Annotated in this window: 17 protein-coding genes and 1 pseudogene; 9 read left to right on the top strand and 9 right to left on the bottom strand. The window is 63.4% G+C overall.

All coding sequences use genetic code 11. From position 1 onward, the window contains the following. Positions 1 to 21 precede the first annotated feature (21 nt). Positions 22 to 897, bottom strand: coding sequence for an MBL fold metallo-hydrolase (locus HU770_RS07405; protein WP_186663410.1), 876 nt, complete (start codon positions 895 to 897; stop codon positions 22 to 24). A 103-nt stretch (positions 898 to 1,000) separates the two neighbouring features. Between HU770_RS07405 and HU770_RS07400 the strand changes: the two genes are divergently transcribed. Together HU770_RS07400 and HU770_RS07395 are read left to right on the top strand one after the other, a co-directional pair. Beyond that, the gene (locus HU770_RS07400; protein ID WP_186659603.1) at positions 1,001 to 1,909 is read left to right on the top strand and encodes a LysR family transcriptional regulator; all 909 of its coding nucleotides are present in this window, start codon (positions 1,001 to 1,003) and stop codon (positions 1,907 to 1,909) included. Positions 1,910 to 1,977: 68 nt separating this feature from the next. Then, entirely contained in the window at positions 1,978 to 2,151 is a 174-nt protein-coding gene (locus HU770_RS07395; protein WP_186659605.1) for a hypothetical protein, read from the top strand. Positions 2,152 to 2,170: 19 nt separating this feature from the next. Here HU770_RS07395 and HU770_RS07390 read toward each other — a convergent pair whose 3' ends face one another. Next, entirely contained in the window at positions 2,171 to 3,040 is an 870-nt protein-coding gene (locus HU770_RS07390) for an oxaloacetate decarboxylase (protein WP_186663408.1), read from the bottom strand. Positions 3,041 to 3,387: 347 nt separating this feature from the next. Here HU770_RS07390 and HU770_RS07385 point away from each other — a divergent pair, with 347 nt between their 5' ends. Then, positions 3,388 to 4,839 carry a DHA2 family efflux MFS transporter permease subunit gene (locus HU770_RS07385; RefSeq protein WP_186663407.1) on the top strand — a complete coding sequence of 484 codons (1,452 nt, stop codon included), beginning with the start codon at positions 3,388 to 3,390 and terminating at the stop codon, positions 4,837 to 4,839. An 84-nt stretch (positions 4,840 to 4,923) separates the two neighbouring features. Here HU770_RS07385 and ttgR read toward each other — a convergent pair whose 3' ends face one another. Continuing rightward, entirely contained in the window at positions 4,924 to 5,556 is a 633-nt protein-coding gene (ttgR, locus tag HU770_RS07380) for an efflux transport transcriptional regulator TtgR (RefSeq protein WP_033702752.1), read from the bottom strand. A 254-nt stretch (positions 5,557 to 5,810) separates the two neighbouring features. On the opposite strand from ttgR, the gene ttgA reads away from it, so the two are divergent. From ttgA to HU770_RS07355, 6 genes and pseudogenes are all read left to right on the top strand, one after another. Beyond that, a complete protein-coding gene (gene ttgA / locus HU770_RS07375) occupies positions 5,811 to 6,965 on the top strand; it encodes a toluene efflux RND transporter periplasmic adaptor subunit TtgA (protein WP_033702753.1) in 1,155 nt (384 codons plus the stop codon). Positions 6,966 to 6,968: 3 nt separating this feature from the next. After that, positions 6,969 to 10,121, top strand: a complete 3,153-nt coding sequence (ttgB, locus tag HU770_RS07370) for a multidrug efflux RND transporter permease subunit TtgB (RefSeq protein WP_095064212.1) — start codon at positions 6,969 to 6,971, stop codon at positions 10,119 to 10,121. Continuing rightward, the gene (locus HU770_RS07365) at positions 10,118 to 11,572 is read left to right on the top strand and encodes an AdeC/AdeK/OprM family multidrug efflux complex outer membrane factor (protein WP_033702755.1); all 1,455 of its coding nucleotides are present in this window, start codon (positions 10,118 to 10,120) and stop codon (positions 11,570 to 11,572) included. Before ttgB ends, HU770_RS07365 begins: the two co-directional genes overlap by 4 nt. Positions 11,573 to 11,828: 256 nt before the next feature. Then, positions 11,829 to 13,082, top strand: a complete 1,254-nt coding sequence (locus HU770_RS07360) for an OprD family porin (protein WP_033702756.1) — start codon at positions 11,829 to 11,831, stop codon at positions 13,080 to 13,082. A gap of 92 nt (positions 13,083 to 13,174) precedes the next feature. Further along, positions 13,175 to 13,326 (top strand): annotated as a pseudogene (locus tag HU770_RS27345) (LysR family transcriptional regulator); the annotation flags it as partial. Positions 13,327 to 13,401: 75 nt separating this feature from the next. Continuing rightward, entirely contained in the window at positions 13,402 to 13,911 is a 510-nt protein-coding gene (locus tag HU770_RS07355) for an Mpo1-like protein (protein WP_186663405.1), read from the top strand. A gap of 128 nt (positions 13,912 to 14,039) precedes the next feature. Here the strand turns inward: HU770_RS07355 and pcaC are convergent, their stop codons facing one another. The 6 genes from pcaC to HU770_RS07325 all read right to left on the bottom strand — a co-directional run bounded on the left by pcaC (position 14,040) and on the right by HU770_RS07325 (position 20,814). Continuing rightward, positions 14,040 to 14,432: a 4-carboxymuconolactone decarboxylase gene (gene pcaC, locus HU770_RS07350; RefSeq protein WP_047583944.1), complete on the bottom strand. Its 393-nt coding sequence runs from the start codon at positions 14,430 to 14,432 to the stop codon at positions 14,040 to 14,042. Between the two features lie 10 nt (positions 14,433 to 14,442). Continuing rightward, positions 14,443 to 15,234, bottom strand: a complete 792-nt coding sequence (pcaD, locus tag HU770_RS07345; protein ID WP_033702760.1) for a 3-oxoadipate enol-lactonase — start codon at positions 15,232 to 15,234, stop codon at positions 14,443 to 14,445. An 11-nt stretch (positions 15,235 to 15,245) separates the two neighbouring features. Beyond that, positions 15,246 to 16,610, bottom strand: a complete 1,365-nt coding sequence (locus HU770_RS07340; protein ID WP_186663404.1) for a 3-carboxy-cis,cis-muconate cycloisomerase — start codon at positions 16,608 to 16,610, stop codon at positions 15,246 to 15,248. 9 nt (positions 16,611 to 16,619) lie between these two features. After that, complete coding sequence (locus HU770_RS07335) at positions 16,620 to 17,909, bottom strand: MFS family transporter (RefSeq protein ID WP_033702762.1); 1,290 nt, start codon at positions 17,907 to 17,909, stop codon at positions 16,620 to 16,622. A 218-nt stretch (positions 17,910 to 18,127) separates the two neighbouring features. Next, entirely contained in the window at positions 18,128 to 19,333 is a 1,206-nt protein-coding gene (gene pcaF / locus HU770_RS07330; protein WP_177326516.1) for a 3-oxoadipyl-CoA thiolase, read from the bottom strand. Between the two features lie 134 nt (positions 19,334 to 19,467). Then, entirely contained in the window at positions 19,468 to 20,814 is a 1,347-nt protein-coding gene (locus HU770_RS07325) for an MFS transporter (protein ID WP_186663402.1), read from the bottom strand. Positions 20,815 to 20,981: the final 167 nt, after the last annotated feature.

The following is a 20,981-nucleotide window of genomic DNA, read 5'->3' as shown; positions in this document are numbered from 1 at the left end:
CACTCCATCAATTGAACGGAATTACCACTTCATCTCGCCCTTGGCGACCTTGGCACCGAGCTCCAGCGAGCTCTCGTCAGCCAGGCCCGGGTAGCGTTTTTTCATCGCCGCGATCAACGTAGCGGCATCTTTCGCCTTGGCGGCTTCGGCATCGAACGCCTCAACATAATTGGCCGTGAAGCGCACAGCGGCGAGCGAACGGCTGCTCTGGCCCAAGTAATGCCCAGGCACCACGGTGCGCGGCGCCAGCTGCTCGATGTGCTTGAGCGTGCCCAGCCAGTCGGCATGCGACTGGGCCGACTGGGTATCGGCCATCCACACGTGGATATGCTCCGCAACCACCACGCCGCCGACGACTGCCTTGATCGACGGAATCCAGACAAAACTGCGATCAGGCTGCGGCCAGTCCAGGCCGACCACCTCGAGCGTCTGGCCTTCCAGGGTCAGGCGATCGCCCGCGAGGACCTGTGGCACGACCAGCCGCGCCGGTTTGTCCGCGCCCATTTGCGGGCCCCAGTAAGCCAGCTTTGCGTCCATGGTCTGGCGAATGTGCGCAACCGTGGGCGCCGAGGCGACCACCTTGGCGGCGGGGAACGCCTGGGTCAGCGTGTCGAGGCCGAAGTAGTAGTCCGGGTCGCCATGGCTGATGTAGATGGTGGTCAGCCGCTTGCCGCCGGCACGCAAGCGCTCGACCACCTGTTCAGCCTGCGCCTTGCCGAACTGGGCGTCGACCAGGATGGCATCGTGGGCGCCGCTGACAATCACCGAACTGACCGGGAAAATGGCCTCGTGCCCAGGGTTGTAGACCTCCAGCTGCAACGGCTCGGCAGCCAGGGCCGGGCCGGTCAACGCAACACAGGCCAATAACAGGCCACGCAAGGGAGTGAATAGCGACATCGCAACGGTCCGTCTGTAGAAGAATGGTCAACAGCTTAGTTGCCAAATCCATGACAAAAAATGCGATGCTCGAACATAGTTTGTTTCTAAAATCGGGCAAATCATGGACCGTCTCAACGCCATGCGCGTTTTTGTCACTGTTGTCGACCTGGGCAGCCAGTCTGCGGCAGCGGATCACCTGCAACTGTCGCGGCCAGTGGTTTCACGCTACCTGGCAGAACTCGAGGAGTGGGTCGGGGCGCGGCTGATGCAGCGCACCACGCGCAAGCTGAGCCTGACCGCCGCTGGCCAGGAGACACTGCCCCGCTGCCGCCAACTGCTGGAACTTGCCGGCGACCTGCAGGTTGCCGTACGCCAACCGGACGACGCGCCCCGCGGCGCGCTGCGCATCAGCGTCAGTACGTCATTCGGCCAGGCGCAACTGGTGGATGCCGTGGCCGCGTATGTTCGGCGCTATCCCGGGGTGAAGGTTGAACTGCAGATGCTCGATCGCACGGTCAACCTGGTGGATGAGCGCATCGACCTGGCCATCCGCACCAGCAACGACCTGGACCCGAACCTGATCGCCCGGCGCCTGACCGTGTGCCGCTCGGTGGTGTGCGCGGCACCGGGCTACCTGCACGAACATGGGACGCCGCAGCGGGTTGAGGAACTGAGCGGGCACAATTGCCTGACCCATGCCTACTTCGGCCACAGCCTCTGGCATTTCGAGGTGCAGGGCCACGCCATTGCCGTCCCGGTCGAGGGCAACATCAGTGCCAATGAGGCCATGACGTTGCAAAAGGCGGCACTGGCCGGTGCGGGCATTGCCATGCTGCCAACCTACCAGGCTGCCGCTGCGCTGCGCACGGGCGCACTGGTGCGCCTGCTGCCCGAGGCACGGCCGCGCGAGCTCAACCTGAATGCGGTGTATACCTCGCGCAAGCACATGCCGGCGACCTTGCGCAGCATGCTGGACTTTCTCGCACAGCGGTTCCGGGACGAGCCGGAATGGGACAAGCACCTGATGTAAGCCCATGGCGCCGCGAATTGGCCTACGCTTACCGGTATCACCTGGCGCGGTAACAGGAGGTGAGCACCATGGGCATCAAGACAAGAAGGTTCGCAGTGGTGATGGCGCTGTTTGCCGTTGCCGGGCTTTACGGCTCAGCCTGCTGGCGGGTCGAACTGCTCCGCGACCAACCCGGCTCGGCAGCCAATTGTCAGCACGCGCACTGCGTGCCGCAAAGCGCAACCTTGAGCGCCGTCCGTTGAGCTGACGGCGCCCTGCCGGTCACTCCTCGACGCTCATGTATTCCTTGGCCCAGCGGATGTAATCCTCGGGCTGGGTGTAGGTGTGCGAGAGTTCGGTGGCGTTGAGGTTCTCGGACCTGTTCTGCTGGCCGCGCTGCAGGCGCAGGCAGTCGTAGGTGGCCTTGATGGCAGCAAAGTACGCCGCATGGCCATCGACCACGATGCGCACGCCCAGGCGTGCCAGGCGTTCGTCATCACGCAGGTTGGGGTTGGCGTAGGTCACCAGCATCAACGGCACGTTCAGGTGCTCGGCAATCTGCTCGAGCTGCTCGAAATCCTTCACCCCCACCATGCAGATCCCGTCGGCACCGGCTTTCTGATAGCTCTGGGTGCGCACGATGATTTCTTCGGTGCTCAGCACGCCGGCGTTGGTGCGGGCGATGATCGACAGCGACGAATCGACCCGTGCTTCAAGCGCCGCGCGAATCTTGCCGACGCCTTCATCGACTGGAATCAAATCGGTGGACTTGCGCCCGAACTGGGCCGGCAGCAGCGTATCTTCGATGGTCAGTGCCGCAACGCCGGCACGCTCCAGTTCGATGACCGTGCGCATGACATTCAGCGCGTTGCCGTAGCCGTGGTCGGCATCGGCCAGCACCGGCAGTTGCGCCACACGGCCAATGCGTGTGGCCTGTTCGACGAACTCGCTGAGCGTGATCAAGGCAAAATCCGGTGCGGCCAGCACCTGCAGCGAAGCCACCGAACCACCAAGAATACCGACTTCGAAACCCAGGTCAGCGGCAATGCGCGCCGACATCGGGTCGAACACGGACGCTGTGTGGTAACAGGAACCTGAAGCGAGCAGCTCGCGGAAGGCAAAACGCAAATCTTGGTGGGAAGCCCTGGGCATGATCACTCCGCAATAACGTGAAATTGAACGGTTGCTACCAACCCCTGAATCGGGTCTACCTGACCTGTTCCAACCGTCGCCATCCGGGCGGTCATGCTCGACATGCAGGCAGAGGAATAAAAGGTATGGGATACAGCGACACGAAAACCCTGCGGCAATTAGCTGCACCAAGCTGGTGCAGGCCACGGATCACAGCCCCTGCGGTCCAGCCACGATATCACGCGGCCATGCCTCACTGGATGAATGCGCCAATGCCGATCTTGCATAGGGGATGCAGATAGTACATAGGAAGCTACCTAAGTCAGGTTACACTTCATCGGCCTCATTGCCATGCCTAAGGTAATTTCGTGACTGCCGCCCTGCCCCCGACCGTCTTGCGCAACGTGCTCACCGCTCTGATGCTGGCCATCTTCCTCGGCGCGTTGGACCAGACCATTGTCGCCGTCTCGCTGCCGGCCATTTCCGCACAATTCAACGATGTCGGCCTGCTGGCCTGGGTGATCTCCGGGTACATGGTAGCGATGACGGTGGCGGTGCCGATCTACGGCAAACTCGGTGACCTGTATGGCCGGCGGCGCATGATACTTACCGGCATCAAGCTGTTCACCCTGGCGTCGATTGCCTGCGCCCTCGCCCAGGACATGCAGCAACTGGTGCTGGCCCGCGTGCTGCAAGGGGTCGGTGCAGGGGGCATGGTGTCGGTCAGCCAGGCGATCATCGGCGACTTCGTGCCACCGCGCGAACGTGGCCGTTACCAGGGCTATTTCAGCAGCATGTACGCAGTGGCCAGCGTCGCCGGGCCGGTGCTCGGCGGCTGGCTGACCGAGTACCTGTCCTGGCGCTGGGTGTTCTGGATCAACCTGCCACTGGGAATGGTCGCGTTGTGGGCGATCCATCGGGCACTGCGCGACATGCCGGTCAAGCGCCGCGAGGCGCAGGTCGATTACCTCGGCGCCGTGTTGCTGATTGTTGGCCTGGGTAGCCTGCTGCTGGGCATTACCCTGGTCGGCCAGGGCCACGCCTGGGCAGCGCCATCCGTACTGGCGCTGTTCGCCTGCGCGGTGCTTGGCCTGGCGCTTTTCATTGGCCATGAACGGCGCTGCCCGGAGCCGCTGCTGCCCCTCGACCTGTTCGGCAACCGCGTCGCCGTGCTGTGCTGGGGGGTGATATTTTTCGCCAGTTTCCAGTCGATTTCCCTGACCATGCTCATGCCCTTGCGCTACCAGGGCATCACCGGTGCAGGTGCCGACAGCGCGGCATTGCACCTGCTGCCACTGGCCATGGGCCTGCCGATGGGGGCCTTCACCGGCGGCCGCATGACCAGCCTCACCGGGCGCTACAAACCGCAGATACTCACCGGCGCGCTGCTGATGCCGGTGGCCATCTTCGCCATGGCCATGACACCGCCGCAGTCGGCGCTGCTCAGCGCCGTGTTCATGTTGCTGACCGGCATTGCCTGCGGGCTGCAGTTTCCGACGTCGCTGGTGGGCACGCAAAGCGCGGTGGCCAGCAAGGACATTGGCGTGGCCACCAGCACCACCAACCTGTTCCGCTCGCTTGGGGGGGCCATGGGGGTGGCGTGCATGTCCAGCCTGCTGCTGGCGTTGCTGCACCAGGGTGGGTTCGAGCTGCTGGGCAACCCCTTGCTGGGCAGCCTGAAGGCAGGCGAGGCCGACCCACTGACCCAGGCAAGGTTATTGGAGACGTTCAAGCATTTGTTGATGGGCAGTGGTGTGGTTGCACTGCTGGGGTTGGTGGCGGCGCTGGCGTTGCCGGACCGGCAATTGCGCGGGCACTAATAAAGCAGGGCCGCAACGCGACCCCGCCTTTAATGCCCCGTTAATACAATGGGGCAACACTCCCTCACAATCCTTAACAAAGTGTCATTTGCGCAGCGCTGGGCTCAAGCGCAGCATATCCAGCCCGGTGTCGACCCATTTTTCGACATCACGCAGCAGGTCGAAACTGTCCGGCAGCAATAACCAGCGCCCGATCAGGCCATCGACATAGGCAAACATGGCCACCGCCGCGCGCTCGACATCCAGCTCGACAGGCAACTGGCCCCGGCGCGCGGCATTGGCAAGCGCCAGGGCAATGCCCTTGTGGCAATCCAGCACCGTGCTCTGGCGCTGCTGGCGAATTTCACACATGTCATCGGTGAACTCGCACTTGTGATGCAGAATTTCATTGATACGCCGGGTTCGGGCATCGAGCACCAGCTCGTTGAACACTTGCAGCAGCAGCTTGCGCATGCAACCCAGCGGGTCCAGTTCGTCCTCGCTTTCGCTCGCGCGTGCAAGGTGGTCATGGGCTTCATGCAGGCTGTCGAGCAGCGCTTGCACCAGTTCGGCCTTGTTGTTGAAGTGCCAGTAGATCGCACCTCGGGTCACGCCCGCCAGTTCGGCGATGTCGGCCAAGGTGGTTCGCGCAACCCCGCGCTTGTAGAAGGCCTTTTCCGCTGCCTCGATGATCTGGGCGCGGGTTTCCTGGGCTTCTTCTTTGGTTCTACGGACCATGGCAGTACAACCTCATCTGGGCCCGAGCACGCGGCGTGCTCGGGGGAACCGCCGGGGTCGCCTCTGCAGGGCGTCTCCCGAATGGGCTAATCAAGGGCTGCTGCAGTCACCAAGTACTGCGCAGCGGTATTTACAAACAACCATGAATGTAAGTATATTCCTTAGCAAGCTATTTATCCACCGGATAGCATTTTTCCGATCAGACTCTTCCATTACTCTTGAGCGTCTCCTGCTCCAGCGCCCCGAGGATCCTCATGCAATTCAAGCCAGCCGTTACCGCTCTGGTTTCCGCCGTCGCCCTGGCAACTCTGCTCAGTGGCTGCAAGAAAGAAGAAGCAGCGCCTGCCGCGCAGGCTCCTCAGGTCGGCGTCGTGACCATTCAGCCGCAAGCCTTCACCCTGACCTCGGAATTGCCGGGGCGCACCAGTGCCTACCGGGTTGCCGAAGTGCGACCACAGGTCAATGGCATCATTCTCAAGCGCCTCTTCAAGGAAGGCAGCGACGTCAAGGAAGGCCAGCAGCTGTACCAGATCGACCCTGCCGTCTACGAGGCCAACCTGGCCAATGCCCAGGCCAACCTGCAGGCCACCCGCTCGCTGGCCGAGCGCTACAAGCAGCTGATCGATGAACAGGCTGTGTCCAAGCAGGAATACGACGACGCCAATGCCAAACGATTGCAGGCAGAGGCTGCACTCAAGAGTGCCCAGATCGACCTGCGCTACACCAAAGTCCTGGCACCGATCAGCGGCCGCATCGGCCGTTCCGCGTTTACCGAAGGCGCGCTGGTGAGCAATGGTCAGACCAACGCCATGGCCACCATCCAGCAACTCGACCCGGTCTACGTCGACGTCACCCAGTCCACCGCCGAGCTGCTCAAGCTGCGCCGTGACCTGGAAAGCGGCCAGTTGCAAAAGGCCGGCGAAAACGCCGCCTCGGTGCAACTGGTGCTCGAAGACGGCAGCCTGTTCAAGCAGCAAGGCCGCCTGGAGTTCTCCGAAGTCTCGGTCGACGAGACCACAGGCTCGGTGACCCTGCGTGCGATCTTCCCGAACCCCGACCACACCCTGCTGCCAGGCATGTTCGTGCATGCCCGCCTGCGCGCCGGGGTCAACGCCAACGCCATCCTGGCCCCACAGCAGGGCGTGACCCGCGACCTCAAGGGCGCGCCAACCGCACTGGTGGTCAACCAGGAAAACAAGGTCGAACTGCGCCAGCTCAAGGCCAGCCGTACCCTGGGCAGTGACTGGCTGATCGAGGAAGGCCTGAACCCGGGCGATCGCCTGATCACCGAAGGGCTGCAATACGTGCGTCCGGGCGTCGAGGTCAAGGTCAGCGAAGCCACCAACGTCAACAAGCCGGCCAGCCCTGATCAGGCCAACGCGGCGAAAGCAGACGCCAAAGCGGAGTAAACCATGTCGAAGTTCTTTATCGATCGCCCGATCTTCGCCTGGGTGATCGCCTTGGTGATCATGCTGGTCGGGGCCCTGTCGATCCTGAAGTTGCCGATCAACCAGTACCCAAGCATCGCGCCACCGGCCATCGCCATCGCCGTGACCTACCCGGGCGCCTCGGCGCAGACGGTGCAGGACACCGTGGTGCAGGTCATCGAGCAGCAGCTCAACGGTATCGACAACCTGCGTTATGTGTCTTCGGAAAGTAACTCCGACGGCAGCATGACCATCACCGCCACCTTCGAGCAAGGCACCAACGCCGACACCGCGCAGGTTCAGGTTCAGAACAAGCTGAACCTGGCCACACCGCTGTTGCCGCAGGAAGTGCAGCAACAGGGTATCCGTGTCACCAAGGCAGTGAAGAACTTCCTGTTGGTGATCGGCCTGGTGTCCGAAGATGGCAGCATGACCAAGGACGACTTGGCCAACTACATCGTCTCGAACATGCAGGACCCGGTTTCGCGGACCGCCGGCGTGGGTGACTTCCAGGTATTCGGTGCCCAGTACGCCATGCGTATCTGGCTCGATCCGGCCAAGCTGAACAAGTTCCAGCTGACCCCGGTCGACGTGAAGACTGCGGTCGCTGCGCAGAACGTGCAGGTATCGTCCGGCCAGCTCGGCGGCTTGCCTGCCCTGCCGGGTACCCAGCTGAACGCCACCATCATCGGCAAAACCCGTCTGCAGACCGCCGAGCAGTTCGAAAAGATCCTGCTCAAGGTCAACAACGACGGTTCCCAGGTACGCCTGGGTGATGTCGCCGAGGTTGGCCTGGGCGGCGAGAACTACGCGGTCAGTGCCCAGTTCAACGGCAAACCGGCTTCGGGCCTGGCGGTCAAGCTGGCCACCGGCGCCAACGCCCTGGACACTGCCAAGGCGCTGCGCCAGACCATCAGCGACCTCGAGCCGTTCTTCCCGCCGGGCGTGAAGGCCGTGTTCCCGTATGACACCACGCCAGTGGTCACCGAATCGATCAGTGGGGTGATCCACACCCTGATCGAAGCCGTGGTCCTGGTGTTCCTGGTGATGTACCTGTTCCTGCAGAACTTCCGCGCTACCATCATCACCACCATGACCGTACCGGTGGTGTTGCTGGGTACCTTCGGCATCCTTGCCGCTGCGGGCTTCAGCATCAACACCCTGACCATGTTCGCCATGGTCCTGGCCATCGGCTTGCTGGTGGACGACGCCATCGTCGTGGTGGAGAACGTCGAGCGGGTGATGTCCGAGGAGGGTTTGCCACCCAAGGAAGCCACCAAGCGTTCCATGGAGCAGATCCAGGGTGCATTGGTGGGTATCGCCCTGGTGCTGTCGGCGGTATTGCTGCCCATGGCCTTCTTCGGCGGCTCTACCGGTGTGATCTACCGCCAGTTCTCCATCACCATCGTCTCGGCCATGGGCCTGTCGGTGCTGGTGGCACTGATCTTCACCCCGGCACTGTGCGCAACCATGCTCAAGCCGCTGAAGAAGGGCGAGCACCACACCGCCAAAGGTGGTTTCTTCGGCTGGTTCAACCGCAACTTCGACCGCAGCGTAAACGGCTACGAGCGCAGCGTGGGCACCATCCTGCGCAACAAGGTGCCCTTCCTGCTGGGCTACGCACTGATCGTGGTTGGCATGATCTGGCTGTTCACCCGCATCCCGACGGCGTTCCTGCCTGAAGAAGACCAAGGCGTGTTGTTTGCCCAGGTGCAGACCCCGGCAGGCTCCAGTGCCGAACGCACCCAAGTGGTGGTCGACCAGATGCGCGAGTACCTGCTCAAGGACGAAGCCGATACCGTTTCGTCGGTGTTCACCGTCAACGGCTTCAACTTTGCCGGCCGCGGCCAAAGCTCGGGCATGGCGTTCATCATGCTCAAGCCGTGGGGCGAGCGCTCCCAGGAGAACAGTGTGTTCGCCCTGGCCCAGCGTGCGCAGCAGCACTTCTTCACCTTCCGCGATGCGATGGTGTTCGCCTTCGCCCCGCCTGCGGTACTCGAACTGGGTAACGCCACCGGCTTCGACGTGTTCCTCCAGGACCGCGGCGGTGTCGGCCATGCAAAACTCATGGAAGCACGCAACCAGTTCCTGGCCAAGGCTGCGCAGAGCAAGATACTCAGTGCCGTGCGCCCTAACGGCCTGAACGATGAACCGCAGTACCAGCTGACCATTGATGACGAACGTGCCAGCGCCCTGGGCGTGACCATCGCCGACATCAACAACACCCTGTCGATTGCCTTGGGTGCCAGCTACGTCAACGACTTCATCGACCGTGGCCGGGTCAAGAAGGTGTACATCCAGGGTGAACCCAATGCCCGGATGAGCCCGGAAGACCTGCAGAAGTGGTACGTACGCAACGGTAAGGGCGAGATGGTGCCGTTCTCTTCCTTCGCCAAGGGCGAATGGACCTACGGCTCGCCGAAGCTGTCCCGTTACAACGGCGTCGAGGCGATGGAAATCCTTGGTGCGCCAGCGCCGGGCTACAGTACCGGTGAGGCCATGGCTGAAGTGGAACGCATCGCTGGCGAGCTGCCGGACGGTATCGGCTTCTCCTGGACGGGCATGTCCTACGAGGAAAAACTCTCCGGCTCGCAGATGCCGGCACTGTTCGCCCTCTCGATTCTGTTCGTGTTCCTGTGCCTGGCAGCGCTGTACGAAAGCTGGTCGATCCCGATCGCCGTCGTGCTGGTGGTACCGCTGGGTATCATCGGTGCCCTGATCGCCGCCAGCCTGCGCGGTTTGTCCAACGACGTGTACTTCCTGGTCGGCCTGTTGACCACCATCGGCCTGGCGGCGAAGAACGCGATCCTGATCGTCGAGTTCGCCAAAGAGCTGCACGAGCAGGGCCGCAGCCTGTACGACGCTGCGATCGAGGCGTGCCGCATGCGTCTGCGCCCGATCATCATGACCTCGCTGGCGTTCATCCTCGGCGTGGTACCGTTGACCATCGCCAGCGGCGCAGGCGCCGGCAGCCAGCATGCGATCGGCACCGGCGTGATCGGCGGCATGATCAGTGCGACCGTGTTGGCAATCTTCTGGGTACCGCTATTCTTCGTCGCAGTGTCGTCGATGTTCGGCAGCAAAGAGCCGAAAAAAGACGACACCCCTGAAACTCCACGTTATGAGGCTGGGCAATGACCAAGTCTTTGTTGTCCCTGGCGGTAACCGCTTTCATTCTTGGCGGTTGCTCGCTGATCCCTGATTACCAGACCCCGGAAGCGCCGGTGGCAGCGCAGTGGCCGCAAGGCCCTGCGTATTCGCCGACCCAATCGGCAGACGTTGCCGCCGCCGAACAGGGCTGGCGCCAGTTCTTCCACGACCCGGCGCTGCAGCAGCTGATTCAGACCTCGCTGGTGAACAACCGCGACCTGCGTGTCGCGGCGCTGAACATCGACGCCTACCGCGCGCAGTACCGCATCCAGCGGGCCGACCTGTTCCCGGCGGTTTCGGCCACTGGCAGCGGCAGCCGCCAGCGGGTACCGGCAGACATGTCGCAGACCGGCCAAGCCGGTATCACCAGCCAGTACTCGGCCACTCTCGGCGTCAGTGCCTATGAGCTGGACCTGTTCGGCCGTGTGCGCAGCCTGAGCGAGCAAGCGCTGGAAACCTACCTGTCCAGTGAACAGGCACGGCGCTCCACGCAGATCGCCCTGGTGGCCAGCGTGGCCAACGCCTACTACACCTGGCAGGCGGATCAGGCGCTGTTCAAGCTGACCGAAGACACCCTGAAGACCTACCAGGAAAGCTACAACCTGACCCGTCGCAGCAATGAAGTCGGTGTCGCCTCGGCGCTCGACCTCAGCCAGGCACGCACCGCCGTGGAAGGCGCGCGGGTCAAGTACTCGCAGTACCAGCGCCTGGTTGCCCAGGACCTCAACAGCCTGACTGTGCTGCTGGGTACCGGCGTACCGGCCAACCTGCCCCAGCCGCTGGAGCTGAACGCCGACCAGCTGGCCGAAGTACCGGCCGGCCTGCCGTCGGACATCCTTCAGCGTCGCCCGGACATCCAGGAAGCCGAGCACCTGCTCAAGGCCGCCAACGCCAACATCGGCGCGGCCCGTGCAGCGTTCTTCCCGAGCATCAGCCTGACCGCCAACGCCGGCACCTTGAGTACCGACATGGACGGCCTGTTCAAAGGCGGTTCGGGCACCTGGTTGTTCCAGCCGCAGATCAACCTGCCGATCTTCAACGCCGGCAGCTTGAAGGCCAGCCTGGACTACTCGAAGATCCAGAAGGACATCAACGTCGCCAAGTACGAGAAGACCATCCAGACCGCCTTCCAGGAAGTCTCCGATGGCCTGGCGGCGCGCAAGACCTTCGAAGAGCAGTTGCAGGCCCAGCGTGACCTGGTGCAGGCGAACCAGGACTACTACCGCCTGGCCGAGCGTCGCTACCGTATCGGTATCGACAGCAACCTGACCTTCCTCGACGCCCAACGTAACCTGTTCAGCGCCCAGCAGGCACTGATCGGTGATCGCCTGTCGCAGCTGACCAGTGAGGTCAACCTGTACAAGGCGCTCGGCGGCGGCTGGTACGAGCAGACCGGGCAGGCCAATCAGCAGGCTTCGGTGGCAACACCGAAAGGCTGAATGCCCTGGTAGCAACATCAAGCCCACCCTCGCGGTGGGCTTTTTGTTGTCGCTTGCCTGGGCAGGCAAACAATTAACCACCTGGAACATTCCGTTCGATTATCGCCCCATACCGTCTGCGACGAATTGCCTCGCCCCTTCCCTTCCCCGCACCATCCGCTCACGCAACGTTGCCCACGTTCATCAAAGACCCGCACCTGCAGGCCGCATCCTGCAGCGCAACGGCTCGCCCATAAAAACAAGAGATCCACGACAGATGAGCACTTCGCATACCGCACGCCAGCTGCTGCCCGGCCTGTTGGCCATGTCCTGCACCCTCCCCGCGTTTGCTGCGGACGGCGGCTTCATGGAAGACGCCAAGGCCACCCTCAACCTGCGCAACTTCTACATCAACCGCAACTTCGTCGACCCAGCCCACCCCCAGAGCAAGGCCGAGGAATGGACCCAGAGCTTCATCCTCGATGCCCGCTCCGGCTTCACCCAGGGCACTGTGGGTTTCGGCGTGGATGTGTTGGGCATGTACTCGGTCAAGCTCGATGGCGGCAGAGGCACCACCAACACCCACCTGTTGCCGGTGCACGATGACGGCCGCCCCGCAGACGATTTCGGCCGCCTGGGCGTGGCCCTGAAAGCCAAGCTCTCGCAGACCGAACTGAAGGTCGGCGAATGGATGCCAGTGCTGCCGATCCTGCGTTCGGACGATGGCCGCTCGCTGCCACAGACCTTCCGCGGCGGCCAGCTCACCTCCAAGGAAATCGACGGCCTGACCCTGTATGCCGGCCAGTTCCGCGGCAACAGCCCGCGCAACGACGCCAGCATGGAAGACATGTCGCTCAATGGCCGTGCAGCCTTCACCTCGGACCGCTTCAACTTCGGCGGTGGTGAATACACCTTCAACGACAAGCGCACGATGATTGGCCTGTGGGATGCCCAGCTCAAGGACATCTACCGCCAGCAGTACCTCAACCTGGTACACAGCCAGCCACTGGGCGACTGGACCCTGGGCGCCAACCTCGGCTACTTCATCGGCAAGGAAGACGGCGCCGAGCGCGCCGGGGAACTGGATAACCGCACGGCCTCGGCACTGCTTTCGGCACGCTACCAGGGCCATACCTTCTACGTCGGCCTGCAAAAGGTCAGTGGCGATGACGCCTGGCTGCGGGTCAACGGCACCAGCGGCGGCACCTTGGCCAACGACAGCTACAACGCCAGCTTCGACAATGCCAAGGAGCGTTCCTGGCAGGTGCGCCATGACTTCAACTTCGCCACCGTCGGGGTACCGGGGCTGACCTTGATGAACCGCTATATCAAGGGTGACAACGTGACGGCGGGTGGCGTCGACGATGGCAAGGAATGGGCACGTGAGACCGAACTGGCCTACGTGGTGCAGTCGGGGTCGTTCAAGGACCTGTCGGTGAAATGGCGCAACTCCACCATGCGCCGGGATTTCAGCACCAATGCCTTCGATGAGAACCGGCTGATAGTGAGTTACCCGTTGAATCTGCTGTGATCTGGCCACCCTCGTCGCGGTCAAACCCGTGACGAGGGTTTAAATAACCCAAAAGAATAACTAACGAAACAAACCATTCTTGAAGGCATCGCGGGCGCAGCGACTTCACCCCACACCTGCAGACCGAGCACCTGGCGGGGGCCCGGTCAGCCGCAGCGGCTATCGCTTGTCGCCGGCGACGCGGGCCATGATCGAGACGCTGGTGGGGCTGGATGCGCACCTACGCAGTGCCGCCATTCGCTGAACTGATGAAGATGGTGCGTGCGGGCTATCCTGAGCTATATGGGGGCCTGTACCGGCCAACCAGGGAGGCACAACAATGAAAAACCTCGTCGAACACCTGAGCCAATACGCCAACTACCACCGCGACCCACGCAACATCGCCACCCATTTCCTTGGCATCCCACTGATCGTGCTGGCCGTGTCCATCCTGCTGTCGCGCCCAGGCTGGGACGTTGCCGGTATCTGGCTATCCCCTGCCCTGCTGGCGGCGGCGGCTTCGGTGTGGTTCTACCTGCGCCTGGACCTGCGCTTCGGGCTGGTCATGGGGCTGCTGCTGGGTCTGTGCCTGTGGCTTGGCCAGGTACTGGCGGTACAAAGCACCGGGCTGTGGCTCGGTGCGGGGCTGGGGGCATTCGTGGTGGGCTGGATCATCCAGTTCGTCGGCCACTATTACGAAGGCCGCAAGCCGGCGTTCGTCGACGATATCAGCGGGCTGATCATCGGGCCGCTGTTCGTGGTGGCGGAAGCGGCATTCATGCTGGGGTTGTGCCCAGCGCTCAAGCAAGCCGTGGAGGCCAATGCCGGCCCAGTGGCCCTGCGGTCGTAGTAGGAGCGGCCTTGCGTCGCGAAAGGGGCGCGCAGCGGCCCCTCGATTTCAGCGTCACCGCACATATCCGGGGCCGCTCCGCAGCCCTTTCGCGACGCAAGGCCGCTCCTACCAAGAGCCCACGGGGCTTAAGAGCGCGACTCGACGCCCAGCTCATCCCACACCGATTCCGCCAGGTGGAAGGTGGCATTGGCCGCCGGGATGCCGCAGTAGATCGCGCTCTGCATCAGCACTTCCTTGATCTCGTCACGGGTCACGCCGTTGTTGGCAGCAGCCCGCAGGTGCAGCTTGAGCTCGTCGTTGCGGTTCATGCCGATCAGCATGGCGATGGTGATCAGGCTGCGGGTGTGACGCGGCAGGCCGGGGCGAGTCCAGATATCACCCCAGGCATGCCGGGTGATCATCTCCTGGAACTCGCCATTGAAGTCGTTGAGCTTCTCCAGGCTGCGGTCCACGTGCGCATCGCCAAGCACCGCGCGGCGCACCTGCATGCCTGCGTCGTAGCGTTGTTTCTCATCCATGGCGTTATCCTCAGTGAGCCAGCAGGAAGTCGAGCACTCGGCGGCTGAAGCGCTCGCCAATCTCGACGTTGGACAGGTGCGCAGCCGGGAAGTCGACATAGTCGGCGCCCTGGATGGCAGCCTGCATGAAGCGGCCATGCTCAGGGGTGGTCACCACGTCTTCGGTACCGGCAACGATCAAGGTCGGCACCTGGATACGCTGCACGTGCTCGCGGTAGTCGGCGTCGCGCACCGCAGCGCAGTTGGCTGCATAGCCCTCAGGCGTGGTCTGCGCCAGCATCTGGCAGATACGCTGGGCCTGCTCGGGCTGCGTCTGGGCGAAGCCTGGGGTAAACCAGCGCGCAATGGAGGCATCGCGCAGGGCAACCATGGCCTGCTGGCCGCCCTTGAGCACGGTGTCGATGCGCGGGTTCCAGACCTCGTCACTGCCGATCTTGGCCGCGGTGTTGCACAGGGTAAGGCTGTGCAGGCGCTCGCCTGCGTTGATCCCCAGCCACTGGCCGATCAGGCCGCCCATCGACAGCCCGACGAAGTGCGCTTTCTGGATGTCCAGGCCATCGAGCAGGGCAAGCACATCGCGGCCCAATTGCTCGATGCTGTAAGGGCCTGCGGTGACCAGCGAGGCACCATGGCCGCGGGTGTCATAACGCAACACGCGCAAGTGCTCGCTCCACAGCGGAATCTGCGTGTCCCACATACCCAGGTCGGTACCCAAGGAATTGGACAACACCAGCACCGGAGCATCCGCCGGGCCATCGATTTGATAGTTCAGTACGCCATCGGCCAGTTGCAAATGCGCCACAGCAGTCTCCTTCAGGCAGTGAAACGTTGATGTTCAGCCACGGCGCGCGCCACCCAGACGCGGGCCTGGCCGAGGTAATGGGCAGGGTCGAGCAAACGATCGAGTTCTTCCGCCGACAGTTCGGCGCTGACATGCGGCTCGTCACCAAGCACCGCGCGCAGGTGGCGCTGCTCGGCGACGGCACGCTGGCAGCACTGCTCGAGCAGATGGTGGGCGCGGTCACGGCCCAGGCGCTGGGCCAGGACGATGCTGACGGCTTCGGCCAGCACCAGGCCCTGGGTCAGGTCGAGGTTGCGGCGCATGCGCTCGGCGTCCACCTGCATGCCTTCGGCGATCACCTGGGCCTGGCGCAGGGCGCCGGACACCAGGCAGCAGATATCCGGCAGGGTTTCCCATTCGGCATGCCACAGGCCGAGGCTGCGTTCATGTTCTTGAGGCATGGCGGCAAACAGCGTCGACACCAGGCCAGGCACACGGGTGGCGGCACCGATCAGCACGGCGGCGCCCACCGGGTTGCGCTTGTGCGGCATGGTCGACGAGCCACCTTTGCCCGGCGCGGAAGGCTCGAACACCTCGCCCGCCTCGGTCTGCATCAGCAGGCTGATATCGCGGCCGAATTTGCCCAGGCTGCCGGCGATCAGGCCCAACACCGAGGCAAATTCCACCAGGCGGTCGCGCTGGGTGTGCCAAGGCTGCTCAGGCAAGTGCAGCTTGAGCTGCTCGGCCAAGCCCTCGGCTACCGGCATGGCCTTGCTGCCCAATGCCGCCAAGCTGCCCGAAGCACCGCCAAACTGCAGGCACAGCAGGCGCGGGCGCAGTTCCTGCAGGCGTTGGCGATGGCGGGTCAGCGCGCCCAGCACACTGGCCAGCTTCATGCCCAGGGTGACCGGCGTGGCGTGCTGCAGCCAGGTGCGCCCCACCAGGGGCGTATCGGCATGCTGCAAGGCCTGGCGCGACAGGGTCTCGGCCAGTTGGCCAAGGTCCGCTTCGATGAGGTCGAGGGCATCGCGCAGTTGCAGTACCAGCCCGGTGTCCATGGCGTCCTGGCTGGTGGCGCCCAGGTGCACATAGCGCTCGGCCTCGGGTACGCCGCTGGCGATCACCTTGCCCAGCGCCTTCACCAGTGGGATGGCCGAGTTGCCAGCGCTGGCGATGGCATCAGCCAGGGCGCGGGTGTCGTAGCGCTCGGCCTTGCAGGCGGCCTCGATGGCCGCCACCGCGCTGTGCGGCACCAGCCCGGCGGCCGCTTCGGCGCGGGCCAGGGCAGCCTCGAAATCGAGCATGCCCTGCAGGCGGCCGCGGTCGGAGAAGATCTCGCGCATGGCCGGCGCGGTGAAGTAGGCATCGAACAGCTGGTTGTCCGCACGGTACGTCATTGCAGGTCCTTAATCGTCATGGTGCAGGTACGCGGCCTGCTTCGGCAGGCGCAGGCTGAACAGGAAGGCTATCGCCATCATGCCCGTCACGTACCAGTAAAAGGTGTTTTCCATGCCCAGCGTCTTCAGGCCCAGCGCCACGTATTCGGCAGACCCCCCGAACATCGCGTTGGCCACTGCATAGGCCAGGCCGACACCCAGCGCGCGCACCTGCGGCGGGAACATCTCCGCTTTTACCAGGCCGCTGATCGAGGTGTAGAAACTGACGATACACAAGGCCAGGCTGATCAGCACGAAGGCCAGGAACGGGCTGGTCACGGTCTTCAGCGCCATCAGCAGGGGCACGGTGAACAGCGTGCCCAAGGCGCCGAACAGCAGCATGGAATTACGCCGGCCAATCCGGTCGGACAACATGCCGAAGAACGGCTGCAGGATCATGAACAGGAACAGCGCGCCGGTCATCACGTAGCTGGCGTTCTTGGCGTTCATGCCGGCCGTATTGACCAGGTACTTCTGCATGTAGGTGGTGAAGGTGTAGAAAATCAGCGACCCGCCCGCGGTGTAACCCAGCACGGTGATGAACGCTGCGGTGTGGTTGCGGAACAGCCCGCTGATCGAACCGGCATCTTTGTCATTGCGGGTTTCGGCATTGCTGGTTTCGTGCAGCGAGCGGCGCAGCATCAGCGAGATCAGTGCGGCCACGGCGCCGACCACGAACGGAATGCGCCAACCCCAGGCACGCAACTCGTCCTCTGTCAGCAGTTGCTGCAGGATCACCACCACCAGCACGGCCAGCAACTGGCCGCCGATCAAGGTCACGTACTGGAAAGAGGCGAAGAAGCCGCGCTGGCCGCGCAGCGCCACTTCGCTCATGTAAGTGGCGGTGGTGCCGTACTCGCCACCCACCGAAAGGCCCTGGATCAGGCGGGCGAGCAACAGCAACGCGGGTGCCCAGGTACCAATGCTGGCGTAGGTGGGCAGGCAGGCGATCATCAAGGACCCGGCGCACATCATCAGCACCGAGATCATCAGCGAGTTCTTGCGGCCATGGCGGTCGGCCAGGCGGCCGAAGATCCAGCCACCGATGGGGCGCATCAGGAAGCCCGCGGCAAACACGCCGGCGGTGTTGAGCAATTGTACGGTGGGGTCGTCGGAGGGGAAGAAGGCCGGGGCGAAGTAGATCGCGCAGAAGGCGTAGACGTAGAAGTCGAACCATTCCACCAGGTTGCCCGAAGAGGCACCGACGATAGCGAAGATGCGCTTGCTGCGCTCTTCGCCGGTGTAATAGGTTGAGGTCATGGTGGTTTTACTCCTGGAGGGTCCTAGGTAAGTCTAGACATACCTAGTAACACACTCGTTCCGCTCGCAGGCTGGCAATTGGCCTTGTGTCTTACAGTACCGGCCCCTTCGCGGGGCAAGTCGGATCGCTGCACCGCCGCTCCCACAGAGAATGCGTGGTCCGCTGTGGGGGCGGCGGTGCGGCGATCCGACTTGCCCCACGAAGAGGCCGGTAGTGGTCAAACTCGTTCGATAGCCAGCGCCAAACCTTGGCCCACGCCCACGCACATGGTGGCCAGGCCTTTACGTCCGCCACTCTTCTCCAACTGATGCAGCGCCGTCAGCACCAACCGCGCACCGCTCATGCCCAGCGGGTGGCCCAGGGCAATCGCGCCGCCATTAGGGTTCACCTGCGGCGCATCGTCCGCCACACCCAGCTCGCGCAGCACCGCCAGGCCCTGGCTGGCAAACGCCTCGTTGAGCTCGATCACATCGAAATCAGCCACCGCCACGCCCAGGCGCTCGGTCAGCTTGCGCACCGCCGGTACCGGGCCGATGCCCATCACCCGTGGCGCCACACCGGCGCTGGCCATGCCCAGTACCCGGGCGCGTGGGGTCAGGCCATGTTTTTTTACCGCCTCGGCCGAGGCCAGAATCAACGCCGCCGCGCCATCGTTGACGCCCGACGCGTTGCCAGCGGTGACCGTCTTGTCCGGGCCATTGACCGGTTTGAGCTTGGTCAAGGCTTCAAGGGTGGTTTCCGGGCGAAGGTGCTCGTCGCGCTCGACCACGGTCTCGCCCTTCTTGTGGGCAATGCGCACCGGCACGATCTCTTCGGCAAAGAACCCAGCTGCCTGGGCCGCTGCGGCCTTCTGCTGGCTGCGCACGGCAAAGGCATCCTGGTCAGCGCGGGAGACCTGGTAATCGTCGGCAACGTTGTCGGCAGTTTCCGGCATCGAGTCCACGCCATACTGGCTTTTCATCAACGGGTTGATGAAGCGCCAGCCAATGGTGGTGTCCTCAAGCTTCATGTTGCGCGAGTAACCGCTCTCGGCCTTGCCCATGACGAAGGGGGCACGCGACATCGACTCGACACCACCGGCGATGGCCAGCTCCATTTCGCCACTGGCGATGGCGCGGAACGCCGTGCCGATGGCATCCATGCCCGATGCGCACAGGCGGTTGAGGGTCACGCCTGGGATGCTCTCGGGCAGGCCTGCCAACAGCAGCGCCATGCGCGCCACGTTGCGGTTATCTTCGCCGGCCTGGTTGGCGCAACCAAAGAACACTTCGTCGACCTGGTCCCACTGCACCGACGGGTTGCGCTCGATCAGCGCCTTCAGCGGCACAGCCGCCAGGTCATCGGCGCGCACGCCGGCCAGGGCGCCGCCGAAGCGCCCGATCGGGGTGCGGATGGCATCACAGATAAATACGTCACGCATGATTTTGGAGACTCCTGGTCAGGGTGCATCAGTGAGTTCAGATTAAGGAGGCTGACAGGTCGGTGACAATCCGATAATCGACTATCCGTGCGATTATCGAACCATTTGTCACCCTGCCCCTCCACTTCCAGCGCTGCTCAGGTCGCGTCCGCGTGGCTGACCAGCCCTTTCACAATCACCCCCACCGTTGCCAATGCAGCCGGCACCAGCAATGCCGTCAGCACCTGCTCGAAGTTCCAGCCCAGGCCCAGCAGCGTCGCACCACTCCAGGCGCCGAGAATTGCGCCAAAGCGGCCGATGCCCAGCATCCACGAGACGCCCGTGGCACGCCCTTGGGTCGGGTAAAAGCGTGCTGCCAACGACGGCATCGCCGACTGGGCGCCGTTGACGCACATGCCTGCGATCAGCACCAAGGTGGCGAGTAAGGTGATGTTGCCCAGGCTCTGCCCAACGGCGTAGGCGAATACCCCGGCCAGCAGGTAGAAAATGCCAATGACCTTGTGCGGGTTGAAGCGGTCCATGGCCCAGCCCACGCCCACCGCACTCAGCACGCCACCGAACTGGAACAACGCGCCGATGAAGGCCGCCTCTTCCATGCTGGCACCACTGTCACGCATCAGCGTCGGCAGCCAACTGGTCAGCAGGTAGACAATCACCAAGCCCATGAAATAGGTCAGCCACAACAGCATGGTGCCCAGCCCGTAGGTACCGGAGAAGATCACCGCAAACACGCTGCGCGCAGCCACCGCCTTCTGCTCCGGCACGCTGAAGCTGGCCGCCTGGGCCACTACCTGCGGCGCAATCGGCGCCAGGGTCTTGCGCACCTTGTCCGTGCCACGGTTACGCACCACCAGGAACCGCGCCGACTCCGGCAGCCAGACCATCAGCACCACCGCCAGCAGCAGCGGCAGCACGCCACCGATCACCAGCAGGCTGTGCCAACCGTAGGCCGGGATCATCTTCGCGGAAATGAAGCCACCACCGGCCATGCCCAGGTTGAAACCACAGAACATGCTGGTCACCAGCAGCGACTTGAGGCGCTCAGGGGTGTACTCGGAAAGCAGCGTGGTGGCATTGGGCATGCCCGCGCCCAGCCCGAGCCCGGTCAAGAAGCGCAGGATCAGCAACTGGTCGACATTGGTCGCGTAGGCCGAGGCCAGGCTGAAGCCACCGAACACCAGCACTGCGCCAACCAGCACGCCCTTGCGCCCGAAACGGTCGGCCAGCGGCCCAGAGCCCAAGGCACCGAACACCATGCCGATCAACGCGGCACTCATGACCGGGCCGAGGCTGGCGCGGTCGATACCCCACTCCTGCGACAGGGCCGGGGCGATGAAGCCCATGGCGGCGGTGTCCAGGCCATCGAGGAAGACAATCAGAAAGCACAGCAACACCACCCGCCATTGATAGCGGGACAGCGGCTGATCGTTGATGAACGACTGAACGTCGAGGCAACTGCCGACGTGGGTGTGTGGTTGGTTCATTGTTGTTATCCAGAATTAGGGCACAGCCATGCCACTGCACTCAGGGCGCAAGTACAGGGTTGGGTAATAGGATGATGGTGGCCTGCTTCAGCCTGGATACAACAGTACTGCGTGCGGGTGCGGCCGCAGCAGCGATGGGACAGCAGTCATGGTGTGTGCCTCTCGAG

The organism is Pseudomonas sp. SWRI68 (genome assembly GCF_014269165.1).
Classification (GTDB): domain Bacteria; phylum Pseudomonadota; class Gammaproteobacteria; order Pseudomonadales; family Pseudomonadaceae; genus Aquipseudomonas; species Aquipseudomonas capeferrum.
The sequence above is the reverse complement of the archived record's forward strand: the minus strand, read 5'-3'. Positions and strand labels throughout refer to the sequence as shown.

Bases quoted from the DNA above. Each gene is read 5' to 3' on its own strand.
- HU770_RS07340 (WP_186663404.1), bottom strand. From the start codon at position 16,610: ATGACGTACCGTGCGGACAACCAGCTGTTCGATGCCTACTTCACCGCG.
- HU770_RS07400 (WP_186659603.1), top strand. From the start codon at position 1,001: ATGGACCGTCTCAACGCCATGCGCGTTTTTGTCACTGTTGTCGACCTG.
- HU770_RS07405 (WP_186663410.1), bottom strand. From the start codon at position 897: ATGTCGCTATTCACTCCCTTGCGTGGCCTGTTATTGGCCTGTGTTGCG.
- ttgB (WP_095064212.1), top strand. From the start codon at position 6,969: ATGTCGAAGTTCTTTATCGATCGCCCGATCTTCGCCTGGGTGATCGCC.
- HU770_RS07325 (WP_186663402.1), bottom strand. From the start codon at position 20,814: ATGAACCAACCACACACCCACGTCGGCAGTTGCCTCGACGTTCAGTCG.
- pcaC (WP_047583944.1), bottom strand. From the start codon at position 14,432: ATGGATGAGAAACAACGCTACGACGCAGGCATGCAGGTGCGCCGCGCG.
- HU770_RS07335 (WP_033702762.1), bottom strand. From the start codon at position 17,909: ATGACCTCAACCTATTACACCGGCGAAGAGCGCAGCAAGCGCATCTTC.
- HU770_RS07355 (WP_186663405.1), top strand. From the start codon at position 13,402: ATGAAAAACCTCGTCGAACACCTGAGCCAATACGCCAACTACCACCGC.
- HU770_RS07395 (WP_186659605.1), top strand. From the start codon at position 1,978: ATGGGCATCAAGACAAGAAGGTTCGCAGTGGTGATGGCGCTGTTTGCC.
- ttgR (WP_033702752.1), bottom strand. From the start codon at position 5,556: ATGGTCCGTAGAACCAAAGAAGAAGCCCAGGAAACCCGCGCCCAGATC.
- HU770_RS07365 (WP_033702755.1), top strand. From the start codon at position 10,118: ATGACCAAGTCTTTGTTGTCCCTGGCGGTAACCGCTTTCATTCTTGGC.
- HU770_RS07360 (WP_033702756.1), top strand. From the start codon at position 11,829: ATGAGCACTTCGCATACCGCACGCCAGCTGCTGCCCGGCCTGTTGGCC.
- ttgA (WP_033702753.1), top strand. From the start codon at position 5,811: ATGCAATTCAAGCCAGCCGTTACCGCTCTGGTTTCCGCCGTCGCCCTG.
- HU770_RS07390 (WP_186663408.1), bottom strand. From the start codon at position 3,040: ATGCCCAGGGCTTCCCACCAAGATTTGCGTTTTGCCTTCCGCGAGCTG.